The following is a 13,975-nucleotide window of genomic DNA, read 5'->3' on the forward strand; positions in this document are numbered from 1 at the left end:
GGCTCTCGCCGCTCAGCCGTGCCCCACCTTGAGCATGTCCGCCACCCTCGTCAGCTTCACCCGCGGCCGGCCGTGCGGCGCACCGGCGGACCGTTCGTGCTCGTCGATCAACTTCCAGTGGTCGTCGGTGACCAGCTCGGGCTGACGCTCCAACAACCACCGCGCCAGGTCGTCGACCTCGTCGGCGGGGCGGTCGGGAAGCGATGCCCCAGCGAGGTCGTCGAGGAGGGTGTTGACGGTGTCCTGCGAATCCTTCTTGTTGCTGCCGATCACCCCGGAGGGGCCGCGCTTGATCCAGCCGACGACATATTCGTTGCGGCGCCCGGCCACGCGCCCATCGGTATGCGGGATGGTGCCCGTCGCCTCGTCGAACGGCAGTCCCGGAGTCGGAACACCGCGGTAACCCACCGCGCGTACCAGCAGGTGTGCCGGGAGTTCCTCCCGCACGCCGGTGTCTTTGGCCACGATCCGCCCACCCTCGTCGACCAGATCGTTGCTGCCCAGCACCACCGACTCCATCCGCTCGGTGCCGCGGATCTCGATGGGCGATGTCCGGAACCGGAACACGATCCGCCGATTCCCCGGCGTGGTGGGCCGGTCGATGAAACCGCGGAGCACCTTGATGTTCTGTCTGACGGATTTGCTGGCCTGGTCCAGATCTGCGTCGGTGATCCCGGCGAAGTCCTGTGCGTCGACGATCACGTCGACATCGGCCAGGCCTTCCAGGTCGCTGAGTTCCCGCAGCTCGACGGTGGTGAATGTGGCCTGCAGCGGTCCGCGCCGACCCACCACCACGACTTCCTCGACACCCCGGCCGTGCAGCGACGCCAAGGCGTGATCGGCGATATCGGTGACTGCCAGCGCAGACGGATCGGTGACCAGGACCCGCGCAACATCCAGGGCGACATTGCCATTGCCGACGACGATGGCGCGCCCGTCGGTGAGGTCCGGAGTGCTGTCCTCAAAATGGGGGTGGGCGTTGTACCAGCCGACAAAATCGACGGCGGCGACGCTGCCCGGCAGTTCCTCGCCCGGGATGTTCAGCGGTCGGTCCGATTGCGCGCCCACCGCGTAGACCACCGCGTCGTAACGCTCGGCGAGCTCGGCGGCCTGGACATGATCGCCGACGGTCACGTTGCCGAAGAACCGGAACTGCGGGTGCTGCGCGATCTTGTCGAACTGCGCGCCGATCGTCTTGATCTTCGGGTGGTCAGGGGCCACTCCGGAGCGCACCAGGCCGCCCGGGGTGGGAAGCATTTCCAACATGTCCACGCGGATGTCGGCGTCGGCTTTCAACAGTGCCGCGGCGGCAAAGAACCCGGACGGACCCGAGCCGACGATCGCCACCTGATACGGACGGATCCTCGGTATGTCTCGGTTCTCAGGCAAGATCCCACGCTTTCTGTCCGTACCCGCCGTCACGCACAGGGCCTGGTGCGCACCGGACGGTACCTGGTGCGCGAACCGACACCACCGGTCATCGGGCTGGACCACAGCGGCTGCATCGGTCGCGCAGTACTCGAGCTGGTTACAGAACCGATGGTAAACGTCACCGCCCCGCGCCGCCGGTACTCGCGGTGAACGCGCACGCCGGTAATCTGGACAGTCGTGGACCTCGACCGGCAAGACCAAATCAGCACACTCGACACCACCCTGACGACTGTGGAGCGAGTGCTCGATGTCGAAGGGCTGCGCGATCGCATCCAAAAACTCGAACATGAAGCCTCCGATCCCAACCTCTGGGACGACCAGACCCGTGCGCAGAAGGTGACCAGCGAGCTGTCCCACGCCCAGAGCGAACTGCGCCGGGTCGAAGAACTGCGGCAGCGAATCGACGATCTGCCGGTCCTCTACGAACTGGCAGCTGAAGAGGGCGGCGCCGACGAGCTCGAAGAGGCCGACGCCGAGCTGGCCAAACTGCGCGAAGACATCGAAGCCATGGAAGTCCGGACGCTGCTCTCGGGTGAGTACGACGAGCGCGAAGCCGTTGTCACCATTCGTTCCGGCGCCGGTGGCATCGATGCCGCGGACTGGGCCGAGATGCTGATGCGGATGTACATCCGCTGGGCGGAGAAGCACAACTACGGCGTCGAGGTGTTCGACACGTCGTACGCCGAAGAGGCTGGCATCAAGAGCGCAACGTTTGCCGTCCACGCTCCGTACGCGTACGGCACCCTGTCGGTGGAGCAGGGTACCCATCGATTGGTGCGCATCAGCCCGTTCGACAACCAGAGCCGTCGGCAGACGTCGTTCGCCGATGTCGAGGTGCTGCCGGTGGTGGAGACCACCGACCACATCGAGATCCCCGAAGGCGACCTGCGCGTCGACGTCTACCGCTCCAGCGGCCCCGGCGGTCAGTCGGTCAACACCACCGACTCCGCGGTCCGGTTGACACACATCCCGACCGGGATCGTCGTCACCTGCCAGAACGAGAAGTCGCAGCTGCAGAACAAGGTGTCGGCCATGCGGGTGCTGCAGGCCAAGCTGCTGGAACGCAAACGCCTGGAAGAACGCGCCGAGATGGATGCCCTCAAGGGTGACGGCGGCAGCTCATGGGGCAACCAGATGCGCTCCTACGTTCTGCACCCTTACCAAATGGTCAAGGACCTCCGGAACGAGTACGAGGTAGGCAACCCGACCGCCGTGCTCGACGGGGACATCGACGGTTTCCTCGAGGCAGGCATCCGCTGGCGCAACCGAAAAGATGACGAGTAACGCAGTGCCGGACCCCTCGGTGAGCACCCTTGCCTTCGACTGGTCCGGGCGTTGGCACGGTTTCTGGACCGGTGACATCGGCGAGTGGATCATCACTCGAGGTCTACGGATCGTGATGCTGATCCTGGCCGCGATCCTGATCGCCCGGTTCGTGAACTGGGCGGCTCAGAAGATCACCCGTCGCATCGACGCCGACTTCCAGGAAAGCGACGCCCTGGTCCGCAGCGAGACCGCCAAACACCGGCAGGCCGTGGCGTCGGTGATCTCTTGGGTGACCATCGCAGTGGTGTTTGTCGTGATGATCGTCGAGATCACGTCGATCGTGAACATCCCGGTGGGTTCGCTGGTGGCGCCCGCCGCGGTGTTGGGTGCGGCGCTCGGTTTCGGCGCCCAGCGCATCGTCCAGGACTTGCTGTCCGGATTCTTCATCATCACCGAGAAGCAGTACGGTTTCGGTGACCTGGTGACGCTGACCCTGGGGTCTTCCAACGACGCGACCGGAACCGTCGAGGACGTCACCCTGCGGGTGACGAAGCTGCGGACCAGCGACGGCGAGGTGTTCACCATCCCCAACGGCCAGATCATGAAGTCGCTCAACCTCTCCAAGGATTGGGCGCGCGCCGTGGTCGACGTCCCGGTCCCGACCAGCGCCGACCTCAACAAGGTCAACGAATTGCTGCACTCGGTGTGCAACAACGCCACCAACGATCCGCAGCTGAGTGAGCTGCTGCTCGACGCTCCACAATTGATGGGTGTCGAGAGCATCGAACTCGACAACGTCAACCTGCGGTTGGTGGCCCGGACCCTGCCCGGCAAGCAGTTCGAGGTCGGGCGACGGCTGCGTCTGCTGGTGGTGGCCGCACTTGGCCGCGCCGGGATCGTCACCCCCATCGAATCGATGCCGATGGTCGGGGCGATCGTGCACCCGGCGACCTCCGGGGGAGCCGAGGAAGAGACCCAGGGCCCGACGAGTAGTAGCCGATGAAACTCACCTTGCGTCGCGAAGGCGACAAACGGAGCTGGCCGGCCTATCTGTTCTGGGGTCGGCTGCGGACGTCGACGGTCGCGTTGATCGTGGCGTTTTTTGTCACAGCGTGGCTCTACGAGACCTATCAGCCACCGCCGGCGCCGCCGGTGCCCGCACCGGGGACACAGATAGTGCCCCCCGGGTTTGTCCCCGACCCGGAGTACACCTGGGTGCCACGGACGTCGGTGCGGGAGTATCCGATCGAGACGTTCACGCCGACGCCGACGCCGACGACAACTCCGCCGACCACCACCACGACGCCGGAAACCGAGACGCCTGAAACCGGCGTACCGGAACCCACGACGACGGGTCCGTCGCCGGCAACCACCACCGCGCCGACGCCGCCGAATCCGTTCATGCCCACTCCGCCGACACCGCAGACGACGGCCACGACGGAGCCGCCGCCGCCCGTTCCTGCGGTATAACGCTCCGGAGGACGGACGATTCGCGGATTGCGGAGGTTCCACCGCTACACTGGCGTGCCGTGATGATCACCCTCGACAACGTGACGAAGCAGTACAAGCAGTCGGCGCGGCCCGCGCTCGACAACGTCAGCGTCAAGATCGACAAGGGTGAGTTCGTGTTCCTCATCGGGCCGTCGGGCTCGGGCAAGTCGACATTCATGCGACTACTGCTGGCCGAGGAGCAGCCCAGCTCGGGGGACATTCGCGTTTCCAAGTTTCATGTCAACAAGTTGGCCGGCCGCCATGTCCCGAGCCTGCGTCAAGTCCTCGGGTGTGTGTTCCAGGACTTCCGGCTGCTGCAGCAGAAGACGGTGTTCGAGAATGTCGCCTTTGCACTCGAAGTGATCGGCAAGAAACCGGACACCATCAACCGGGTCGTCCCCGACGTCCTGGAGATGGTCGGCCTTTCGGGTAAAGCCAACCGGCTGCCCGGTGAACTGTCCGGCGGTGAGCAGCAGCGCGTGGCGATCGCCCGGGCATTTGTGAACCGGCCGCTGGTGCTGCTGGCCGATGAGCCCACCGGCAACCTGGACCCTGATACCAGCAAGGACATCATGGATCTGCTCGAGCGGATCAACCGCACCGGAACCACGGTGCTGATGGCCACCCATGACCACCACATCGTCGACTCGATGCGCCAGCGCGTCGTCGAACTGTCGCTGGGCCGCCTGGTCCGCGACGAGCAGCGCGGCGTTTACGGAATGGATCGATAAGTGCGTTTTGGCTTCCTTCTCAATGAGGTCGTAACCGGGCTTCGTCGCAACGTCACCATGACGATTGCGATGATCCTGACGACCGCGATCTCGATCGGGCTGTTCGGCGGTGGTCTGCTGGTGCTGCGCCTGGCCGACCAGTCGCGCAACATCTATCTCGATCGTGTCGAGACACAGGTGTTCCTCACCGACGACATCTCCGCGAACGACCTGACCTGTGACTCCGAGCAGTGCCAGGCGTTGCGGGCGGTCATCGAGTCGCGCGACGATGTGACCTCGGTTCGGTTCCTCAACCGCGATGACGCCTACGAGGACGCGGTTCGCCGGGTGCCGCAGTACCGGGACGTCGCGAGCCAGGACGCGTTCCCGGCGTCGTTTGTCGTCAAGCTGGACAACCCCGAACAACACGCGGACTTCGACGCGGCCATGGTCGGCCAGCCCGGGGTGCGCAGTGTGCTCAACCAGAAAGAATTGATCGACAGGCTGTTTGCAGTCCTGGACGGGCTGTCCAGTGCCGCGTTTGCCATCGCCCTGGTGCAGGCCGTCGGCGCGGTGTTGCTGATCGCCAACATGGTTCAGGTGGCCGCCTACACCAGACGCACCGAGATCGGGATCATGCGCCTGGTGGGAGCCAGTCGCTGGTACACGCAGTTGCCATTTTTGTTGGAGGCGGTGATCGCGGCGACCCTCGGGGTGATCATCGCAGTGCTGGGATTGATCGTGGTGCGGGCGTTGTTCCTGGAAAAGGCACTGGACCAGTTCTATCAAGCCAATCTCATCGCGCGGATCGACTACGCCGACATCCTGTACATCTCTCCGATACTGTTCGGGCTGGGTGTCCTGATGTCAGGTGCCACGGCGTATGCGACGTTGCGCCTGTACGTACGTAGGTAGGCAATGGCCAAAACAGGAGCGGCGAAGAAGATCGTCGACAAGCGCAACAACCAGATTGTTGCGACCAACCGCAAAGCTCGGCACAACTACACGATCCTCGACACCTTCGAGTGCGGTGTGGTGTTGCAGGGCACTGAGGTGAAGAGCCTGCGGGAAGGTCAGGCGTCGCTCGCCGATGCTTTCGCCACCGTCGACGACGGAGAGGTCTGGCTGCGCAACCTCCACATCCCGGAGTATCACCTGGGCACCTGGACCAACCATGTCACCCGGCGAAACCGCAAGCTGCTGCTTCACCGAGGCGAGATCGACAACCTGACCGGGAAGATCCGCGACGGCAACCTGACCTTGGTGCCGCTGTCGCTCTACTTTCTGGATGGCAAGGTCAAGGTCGAATTGGCGTTGGCCCGCGGTAAACAGGCGCACGACAAACGCCAGGACATCGCCAAGCGGGACGCCGACCGTGAGATCACTCGCGAGATGGGGCGACGGGCCAAGGGCATGCGCTGACCGGGATCGTGCTGGCGCTGATCTCAGCGCTCGGTTACGGCATCAGTGACTTCGTAGGCGGGATCGCCTCGCGGCGGGTGGCCGCCCTGCGAATCGTGGTGGTCTCCTACCCGGTGGCGATGGTGCTGCTGACGGTGGCGGCCTCGGTTGTCGGTGGACACATCTCCGGTGCCGCCGTGCTCTGGGGAGCCCTGTGTGGGATCAGCCAGGCTTTTGGGGTGTGGTGGTTTTACGCCGCGCTCGGGTCCGGCCCGATCTCCGTGGTGTCACCGTTGACAGCGATCCTGGTTGCCGGAGTGCCGGTGGCGGTCGGTGTCGGTCTGGGGGAGCGGCCGGGGCTGCTGGCCGATGTCGGGATCGTGGTCGCATTGTTGGCGGTGATTCTGGTCAGCCGCGACGCCAGCGATGCCGATGAGACACCGCACCGCTTCACCAAGACGGTCGCCTGGCTGACCGTCGGCTCGGGGCTGGCGTTCGGGCTGAACTTCGTGCTGATCGACCAGGTGCCCGTCGAGGCTGGGTTGTGGCCGCTGGTGTTTGCGCGGATCGCGGCGTCGGTGCTGGTGGTCGCCATCGCGGCGGTGTCGGGGAAGCTGGTGCTACCCGGTGGCTTCCCGCTGAAAATGGCGCTGCTGGCCGGGGTTTTGGACTCAGTGGCCAATGTGGCGATGCTGTTGGCGCTGCAGGCCTCGCTGCTGTCGCTGGCCGGGGTGCTCATCTCGCTGTATCCGGCGGCCACTGTGCTGCTGGCCATCGCGGTGCTCAAGGAACGGGTGAGCCGATGGCAGGTGCTCGGGATGGTGCTGGCTGTGGCCGCCGTCGCGATGATTGCCGCCTGAGGGAGGTTCTCGCCGGCTGTGATCGGCCGGTTCAGCCGAACCTGCCCGCATCCACCGTTAGCATCGCGCTATGTCCAGCTCGGTGCGTCCCGTGACCATTCTTGATCGAAATGACGTTCTGCCAGCTCTTTTCGGGTCCTGGGAGGCGATCGAACGGCTGTTGACCGGGCTGCCCGAGCAGGGCTGGAACACCCCGACCTCGCTGCCGGGGTGGCGGGTGCACGATATCGCCAGCCATGTGATCGGCTCGGAATCATTGCTCGCGGGCGTGCCGACCCCGGAAGCCGACTGCGACGTTTCGGCGCTGGACCACGTCCACAACGAGATCGGGGTGCTCAACGAATGTTGGGTGCGTCATCTTCGTGACAACAGTCCCGACGACATGCTGGCACGGCTGGGGGACATCACCGCAACGCGCACCGCGACTTTGACCGGCATGGCTGATTCCGCCTGGAATGCGCCGGCGATGACGCCGGCGGGACCCGACAGCTATGGACGGTTCATGCGGGTGCGGACCTTCGACTGCTGGATGCACGAGCAAGACATCCGGGAAGCGTTGGGCCGACCGGCGAGCGATGCCGAGCTGGCCGGCATGGCGTCCCGGTTGGCGCTCGACGAGTTGACAGCCAGCATGGGGTTTGTTGTCGGGAAGCGTGGCGGAGCACCGGCCGGTGCTCGGGTGGCCATCGAATTGACCGGACCGCTGCGCCGGACACTGCGCATCGCGGTGGACGGTCGGGCCGCGGTGGTCGAGGACTTCGGTGGTGCCGAACCCACAACCGTTGTCCGCCTCGACGGCTTGCAGTTCGCCCGGCTGTGCGGTGGCCGGTCGGCGTCGGCCGCAGGTGTCGAGATCAGTGGAGATGAGGAAGTAGGGCGCCGGATCGTCGACAATCTGGCATTCGTGATCTAGCAGGCTGACAACCGTTTTTCGGCCGAGACCGGACCGGAACAATAAATCGGTGGAGTGTGTTGAAGGGGTCGGTATACTGGACTTTCCCGCTGAGATCCAGCGGGACGCGAGGGGCTGAACGGTTTCGACTTCGCGCATCGAATCAAGGGAAGCGTGCCGGTGCAGACAACTGACCACCGTAAGCGTCGTTGTAACCAATTAAGCGCCGATTCCAATCAGCGCGATTACGCTCTCGCTGCCTAAGCGAAGCTAATCCGTCAGACCGGGAGTGCCCTCGACCCGGACCCTGGCGTCATCTAGAGGGACAAACCCACGGGTTCGGTCGCGGAACCCGTGGGGACATCAAACAGCGACTGGGATCGTCATCTCGGCTTGTTCGCGTGACCGAGAGATCCGAGTAGAGACATAGCGAACTGCGCACGGAGAAGTCTTGAGGGAATGCCGTAGGACCCGGGTTCGATTCCCGGCAGCTCCACCAATATTAGCAGGTGAGACCCCCCAAATCTGGGGGGTCTTCCTTTTTCAACACCCTTTTTCATCGTAGGGTGTCGACCATGGCCTGGCACCGCGTCGACCCCCGCAAGGACGGCACCTCCTGCACCCGCGTGTTCTTCCGACACAACGGCAGGCAGTCCTGCCTCACCTTCGACGACCACGCCGTCGCCCTGCGCTTCGAAGACCTCATCGGCAAGGTCGGCGCCGACCGGGCCCTGGAGATAGCCCACATCGAACGCCGCACCCGCGGACAGAAGTCCCTCACCGTCTCCGACTGGGTACGCCACCACGTCGCCCACCTGTCCGGCGTCGAGAAGCGGACCCGCGCCGAGTACGAGGGCGTCGTGAAGAACAACCTCGACGGCGACCTCGGCGAGCTCCCACTCGTCGGCCTCACCCGCGACGACATCTCCAACTGGCTCGAGGGACTGCTCGAGGACGGCGCCTCCGGCAAGACCATCGCCAACAAACACGGACTGCTCAGCGCCGCGCTGAACTCCGCGGTGAGCGCCGGCCACATCACGTCGAACCCCGCCGCCGGCGCCAGGCTCCCGCGCACCGAAAAGGACGAGATGCGGTTCCTCTCGCACGACGAGTTCGCCACCCTGCACGGCAAGGTCACCGAGGCGTGGCAACCGATGGTCCGCTTCCTCGTGGCTTCCGGCGCACGCATCTCAGAAGTGACCGCGCTCCGCCCCACCGACGTCCAACGCGACGAGTCGACGGTGCGAATCAGCCGTGCGTGGAAGCGCGGCCCGGGCGGCTACACGATCGGAGCGCCGAAGACGAAGCGATCCGTGCGAACCATCAATGTACCCACCGCGGTGCTCGACGAACTGGACTACACAGGGGAGTGGCTGTTTACCAACCCGGGCCGCGGCCGCCGAGCCCAAGGCGGCCCTGTGCGACCCGTGAATTTCCGCGCCAACGTGTGGAAGCCGGCCGTCGAACGCGCCGCCCTGACCGACCCACAACCGCGCATTCACGACCTGCGCCACACTTGCGCATCGTGGATGATCGCCGCAGGTGTTCCGCTCCCGGTGATCCAACGGCACCTCGGCCATGAGTCCATCACCACCACCGTCGATACCTACGGCCATCTGGATCGCGCCAGCGCGCAAGCTGCAGCTGATGCGATCGGCGTTGCACTCGGAGGATGAGGTCCAGCGTTACTCGTAGCCGTACTCTGCGAAAACTCCCAGCATGGGAGACTGCATCCGCTTAGCGAGCTTCAGCGCGGTAGAACCGTTCGGCTTCTCGAAGGTCGGGTCTGCCCCCCTCGCGAGCAGCAGGCGCGCGATCTCAAGGCCGGCGGGTGAGGTGTTACGGCTTGCGATGAGCAGCGGGGTAGTTCCGTCAGCGCTGACGGCGCTTGCGTCCGCGCCGGCCTCGAGCAGCATCGCCACAGGCTCCGAGATTTCATTTTGGGCGGCGAAGTGGAGTGGGGTCATGCCTTCGTCGTCGCGCGCGTTAGCGTCCGCTCCGGGCTCGGAGAGGCTGGCAGAGGTGTTCGCGATGATGTGTTCGCGCAGTTTCTCTGCCTTCTCCTGCGGGTTAAGTTCGAAGAAGGCCGCATCATGGGGTCCGGTCCGTACGGCATAGTGCAAGGGTGTGCGTCCTGCGCGGTCGCGTTCCGTCATGGTCATCGTGCCTCTCGCGGTAACTCGAATCGGTGGCTCATGTTGCCTGGGGCATCTTCGATTTGGTAGATGCGGGGCTGGTTGCAATAGTCAATCAGCTCCTGGCGAGTCCATCCTTCACGAATGGCTTGGTCGCGGATCGACCACCATTCATCACCTCGAGTGTGGCCGAGGTGGTAGACGGGATTGACGGGGTACCTGGTGTCGGTTGCAGCATCGAGGAAATACTTCCCATCCGCAGTCTTGGGCAGGTTGAGGATGGCGTCGTCGTACGACTTTGAGACGGGAATCAGCACGGATTCGTCGGTGGCGCTGATGTAATATCTGCCGTCCGCCGTTTTCGCAGCGGCAGCTTCGACCTCCGCCCGGGTGCCGACACGGACGTAGGGCCGTGACAGGAGGTCGATGCCCTCCTTCGTCATGACCCCGGCGCCCTCAGCGAGGAACAGCTGTACTCGAGCGGTCAGCAGTGGGGAGAGTTCGGCGAGTGTGCGGACCGCGGTTCCGGCGGCCGATACCGCTGGCAGTGTGCTGAGTTCGGCGGCGGCGCGGAACTCGCGAATGAGCGTCGCAATCCGCATGCCGGTGGCTGTGAGGCGGGCGACGTCGACAACCTTGGAGACGGCAGCACTCGCGCCTGCGGTGAACGGGATAAGAACTGTCGCAATGACTTCGGTGACCACGATGGTGCCACCAAGGACAAGCATCTCGTGAATGATCGCCGAATGAACATCGTCGATCTTCTGAGCGAAGTCCGAGCATGCATCGCCAGCGGCGTCGAACCCGTCAGCGACTGTTGAGAGCGAGTCGCGGACAGCGACGAGGTTCTTGACGACAGCCGGAAACTCAGGCGACTTCTGGGACTCAAGCGGTGCGATCGCGCCCATGGAGCTGGTGCCGCCGTTGACCAACTGCCCCGCAGAGCGAAGTTCGCGCGCGGCTTTATGCCATGCATCGGCTGCCTCGCGAAGTTGGTCTTGGTGTCCGTTTGGCCAAACCTCGCCCTGGACGTAAGACTGGATGGTGTGCCACCACTCCGGGACGTCGCTGTGGCCGCCTTCGGCGGACGGAATGTCGGGTACCAGGAACGTAGGTGCCGACCCCGGTGGGTATGCGGGTGCAGCGGTGTTGTTGATGGCTGACTGCTCGTCGCTGTTCTGATGATTAATCGCCGTGGCATACAACAGATCTGAGCACTGTGCGGCACCCATGATCGCTGATGTCGCAGCTTCCATCAGGCCAGCGCCGCTTGCACCACCACCGACGAGCGTGTCGTACTTCGTTGCAAACTGGTGGGCACCAGTGTCGGTGCCGGCCATCCCAGCGTTGCCCTTCAGAACTCCCGCAAGTTCTGAAACAGCTGACGATGACCGCGCTCGCTGAAATTCCCCACTGACGCTCACTGAAATTCCCCACCTGTGTGGCTCCGCCGAGAAGGGCGGGCCTCCCTCGATGCTGCTGGTGTCTGACGCCAGTAGCTCCAGTCGAAGGAGGCCCGCTTTCTCATGCTCACATGGGAGGACGACATGGAAGTACACGCCCTACGAAAACGTGGTTGGTCGATCTCTGCGATCGCCCGCCACACCGGCTTCGACCGCAAAACGGTCCGCAAGTACCTGGCCAGTGACGCTAAACCCGGCCAGCGGGCCCGCCAGTGCCCGGATCCGTTCGACCCGTTCCTGGACTATGTGTCCGCACGACTGGTCGAGGACCCGCATCTGTGGGCCCGCACCCTCTACGACGAACTCGAAGACCTGGGGTTCGGGCTGTCGTATCAGAGCCTGACCCGCAACATCCGCACCCGCAATCTGCGCCCGGTGTGCGAAGCGTGCCGCACCGCCACCGATCGGCCCAACGCGATCATCGCCCACCCACCCGGTGAGGAAACCCAATGGGACTGGCTGGAACTGCCCGATCCACCCGCCGCGTGGGGCTGGGGCAAGAAAGCGTTCCTGCTGGTCGGCTCGCTGGCCCATTCCGGCAAGTGGCGGGCAGTGCTCTCGCCATCGATGGATCAACCCCATCTGGTGGCCGCCATCGATCAGGTCTGCCGCGGCCTGGGCGGGCTGACCCGCATCTGGCGGTTCGATCGGATGGCCACGGTGTGCGATCCCGGATCGGGCCGGGTGACCGCCTCCTTTGCCGGAGTGGCCAAGCACTACGGGGTATCGGTGGCGATCTGCCCGCCGCGGCGCGGCAACCGCAAAGGTGTCGTGGAGAAGGTCAATCACACTGCCGCGCAACGTTGGTGGCGCACCCTGGCCGACGATCTGACCGTCGAACAGGCACAGGCGAGTGTGGATCGCTTCGCCCGGGTGCGCGGTGACACCCGCATCCGCGCCACCTCCGACGGGCGGTCCTCGGTGGCCGTGGTCGCCACCGCTGAGCCGTTGGTCCCGATGCCGGAAGCACCCTATCCGGTGATCGTCTCCGAGTCCCGTACGGCGTCGCGGCAGGCGTTGGTGTCCTACCGCGGCAACCGCTACTCGGTGCCACCAGAGCTGGCCGCCGCCGACGTGAGGGTCAGCCATCCCGTCGGGGGCGAGCACCTCGACATCGCCACCACGAGCGGGATCGTGGTGGCACGGCATCGTATCGCTGCTGATGGACTGGGGGTGATGGTCCGCGACAGCGGGCACGTGATTGCCCTGGACACCGCGGCCATGGCCACCGCCACCACGGCCAGGCCACATCGCCGCAAGGAACGCATCCCACCCGGACCCGCGGCCAAAGCCGCTGCCGCACAACTACGTCAACCTCACGGCACCGGCGAATCCGACAGGCCGTCAATCGATTCCACTGTCATCGACTTGTCCGTCTACGAACGGGCCGCCCAGAACAGGACCATGCAATGACCCCCACCCCACGCACCCCGAAAACCACCACCGCGACCGTGACGGACACCCCGTCAGCGGCGGCCAGCCGATATCAACAGCTGCGCTCACACTTGGCCGAGCTCAAACTCACCGCCGCCGCCGAAGCGCTGCCGACTGTACTCGATCAAGCGACCGCCGAGGGCTTGTCCTTGACCGTGGCCCTGGAGCGTCTGCTGGCCGTCGAAGTGGACGCCAGCACCGCCCGCCGGCTCGCTGGGAGGTTGCGCTTCGCGTGCCTGCCCACCCCGGCGACACTGGCTGATTTCGATGTCGATGCCGCTGCTGGCATTGATCGCGCACTCATCGATGAGCTGGGCACCTGCCGCTACCTCGACTCGGCGACCAACATCCTGCTCATCGGCCCACCCGGCACAGGCAAGACCCACTTGTCAGTTGGATTGGCCAGGGCGGCAGCACATGCCGGGTACCGCACCTACTTCACCACCGCCGCCGATCTGGCCGCACGGTGTCACCGGGCCGCCATCGAGGGACGCTGGGCCACCACCATGCGCTTCTATGCCGGGCCCACACTGCTGGTCATCGACGAATTGGGCTACCTACCACTGCCTGCCGAAGCCGCTTCAGCATTGTTTCAGGTTGTCTCGCAACGCTATTTGAAGACCAGCATCGTGATCACCACCAACCGCGGAGTCGGCGCCTGGGGCGACATTCTCGGCGACACCACCGTCGCCGCCGCCATGCTCGACCGACTCCTACACCGCTCAGTGGTCATCAATCTAGACGGCGAGTCCTACCGGCTACGCGACCACCACGCCGCCACCGACACCCTACGCCGAGCCACCACCGGAACCCGCCAACCACTACACTGACCGATGCTCACAGGTGGGGATTTTCAGCGAGCACAGCTGGGGACTTTCGATGAGCGCCGTCA

General features: G+C 64.8%; 14 protein-coding genes and 1 other RNA gene. 12 read left to right on the top strand and 3 right to left on the bottom strand.

Annotation, left to right across the window (positions count from 1 at the left end; translation table 11 throughout):
• Positions 1-12 precede the first annotated feature (12 nt).
• Positions 13-1,362: an FAD-dependent oxidoreductase gene (locus tag WBB07_RS09775; protein WP_526307098.1), complete on the bottom strand. Its 1,350-nt coding sequence runs from the start codon at positions 1,360-1,362 to the stop codon at positions 13-15.
• Between the two features lie 246 nt (positions 1,363-1,608).
• On the opposite strand from WBB07_RS09775, the gene prfB reads away from it, so the two are divergent.
• The 10 genes from prfB (at position 1,609) to WBB07_RS09825 (ending at position 9,727) form a co-directional block, all read left to right on the top strand.
• Positions 1,609-2,715, top strand: coding sequence for a peptide chain release factor 2 (gene prfB / locus WBB07_RS09780; protein ID WP_526307077.1), 1,107 nt, complete (start codon positions 1,609-1,611; stop codon positions 2,713-2,715).
• Entirely contained in the window at positions 2,705-3,700 is a 996-nt protein-coding gene (locus WBB07_RS09785) for a mechanosensitive ion channel family protein (RefSeq protein ID WP_526307079.1), read from the top strand. Before prfB ends, WBB07_RS09785 begins: the two co-directional genes overlap by 11 nt.
• Positions 3,697-4,167, top strand: a complete 471-nt coding sequence (locus tag WBB07_RS09790) for an Rv3103c family proline-rich protein (RefSeq protein WP_526307080.1) — start codon at positions 3,697-3,699, stop codon at positions 4,165-4,167. The genes WBB07_RS09785 and WBB07_RS09790 overlap by 4 nt, the downstream gene beginning before the upstream one ends.
• Before the next feature lie 62 nt (positions 4,168-4,229).
• On the top strand, positions 4,230-4,919 hold the full coding sequence (gene ftsE, locus WBB07_RS09795) for a cell division ATP-binding protein FtsE (RefSeq protein ID WP_526307100.1): 690 nt from the start codon (positions 4,230-4,232) through the stop codon (positions 4,917-4,919).
• Complete coding sequence (gene ftsX, locus WBB07_RS09800; RefSeq protein ID WP_526307082.1) at positions 4,920-5,813, top strand: permease-like cell division protein FtsX; 894 nt, start codon at positions 4,920-4,922, stop codon at positions 5,811-5,813.
• Positions 5,814-5,816: 3 nt separating this feature from the next.
• Positions 5,817-6,320 carry an SsrA-binding protein SmpB gene (gene smpB, locus WBB07_RS09805; protein ID WP_526307084.1) on the top strand — a complete coding sequence of 168 codons (504 nt, stop codon included), beginning with the start codon at positions 5,817-5,819 and terminating at the stop codon, positions 6,318-6,320.
• Entirely contained in the window at positions 6,317-7,159 is an 843-nt protein-coding gene (locus WBB07_RS09810; RefSeq protein WP_526307102.1) for an EamA family transporter, read from the top strand. The genes smpB and WBB07_RS09810 overlap by 4 nt, the downstream gene beginning before the upstream one ends.
• Before the next feature lie 70 nt (positions 7,160-7,229).
• Positions 7,230-8,072: a maleylpyruvate isomerase family mycothiol-dependent enzyme gene (locus WBB07_RS09815; RefSeq protein WP_526307086.1), complete on the top strand. Its 843-nt coding sequence runs from the start codon at positions 7,230-7,232 to the stop codon at positions 8,070-8,072.
• Positions 8,073-8,182: 110 nt separating this feature from the next.
• Positions 8,183-8,550: a transfer-messenger RNA gene (gene ssrA / locus WBB07_RS09820) on the top strand.
• A 76-nt stretch (positions 8,551-8,626) separates the two neighbouring features.
• The gene (locus WBB07_RS09825; protein WP_526307088.1) at positions 8,627-9,727 is read left to right on the top strand and encodes a site-specific integrase; all 1,101 of its coding nucleotides are present in this window, start codon (positions 8,627-8,629) and stop codon (positions 9,725-9,727) included.
• A gap of 9 nt (positions 9,728-9,736) precedes the next feature.
• Here WBB07_RS09825 and WBB07_RS09830 read toward each other — a convergent pair whose 3' ends face one another.
• Complete coding sequence (locus tag WBB07_RS09830) at positions 9,737-10,213, bottom strand: ankyrin repeat domain-containing protein (protein WP_526307090.1); 477 nt, start codon at positions 10,211-10,213, stop codon at positions 9,737-9,739.
• Positions 10,210-11,526: a GH-E family nuclease gene (locus WBB07_RS09835; RefSeq protein ID WP_526307092.1), complete on the bottom strand. Its 1,317-nt coding sequence runs from the start codon at positions 11,524-11,526 to the stop codon at positions 10,210-10,212. Before WBB07_RS09835 ends, WBB07_RS09830 begins: the two co-directional genes overlap by 4 nt.
• 186 nt (positions 11,527-11,712) lie before the next feature.
• Here WBB07_RS09835 and WBB07_RS09840 point away from each other — a divergent pair, with 186 nt between their 5' ends.
• Positions 11,713-13,062, top strand: coding sequence for an IS21/IS408/IS1162 family transposase (locus WBB07_RS09840; RefSeq protein WP_526307094.1), 1,350 nt, complete (start codon positions 11,713-11,715; stop codon positions 13,060-13,062).
• Positions 13,059-13,913 carry an IS21-like element helper ATPase IstB gene (gene istB, locus WBB07_RS09845; protein WP_526307096.1) on the top strand — a complete coding sequence of 285 codons (855 nt, stop codon included), beginning with the start codon at positions 13,059-13,061 and terminating at the stop codon, positions 13,911-13,913. The genes WBB07_RS09840 and istB overlap by 4 nt, the downstream gene beginning before the upstream one ends.
• Positions 13,914-13,975 lie beyond the last annotated feature (62 nt).

Origin of the sequence: Mycobacterium sp. (assembly GCF_049647605.1) — a bacterium.
Taxonomy (GTDB): Bacteria; Actinomycetota; Actinomycetes; order Mycobacteriales; family Mycobacteriaceae; genus Mycobacterium.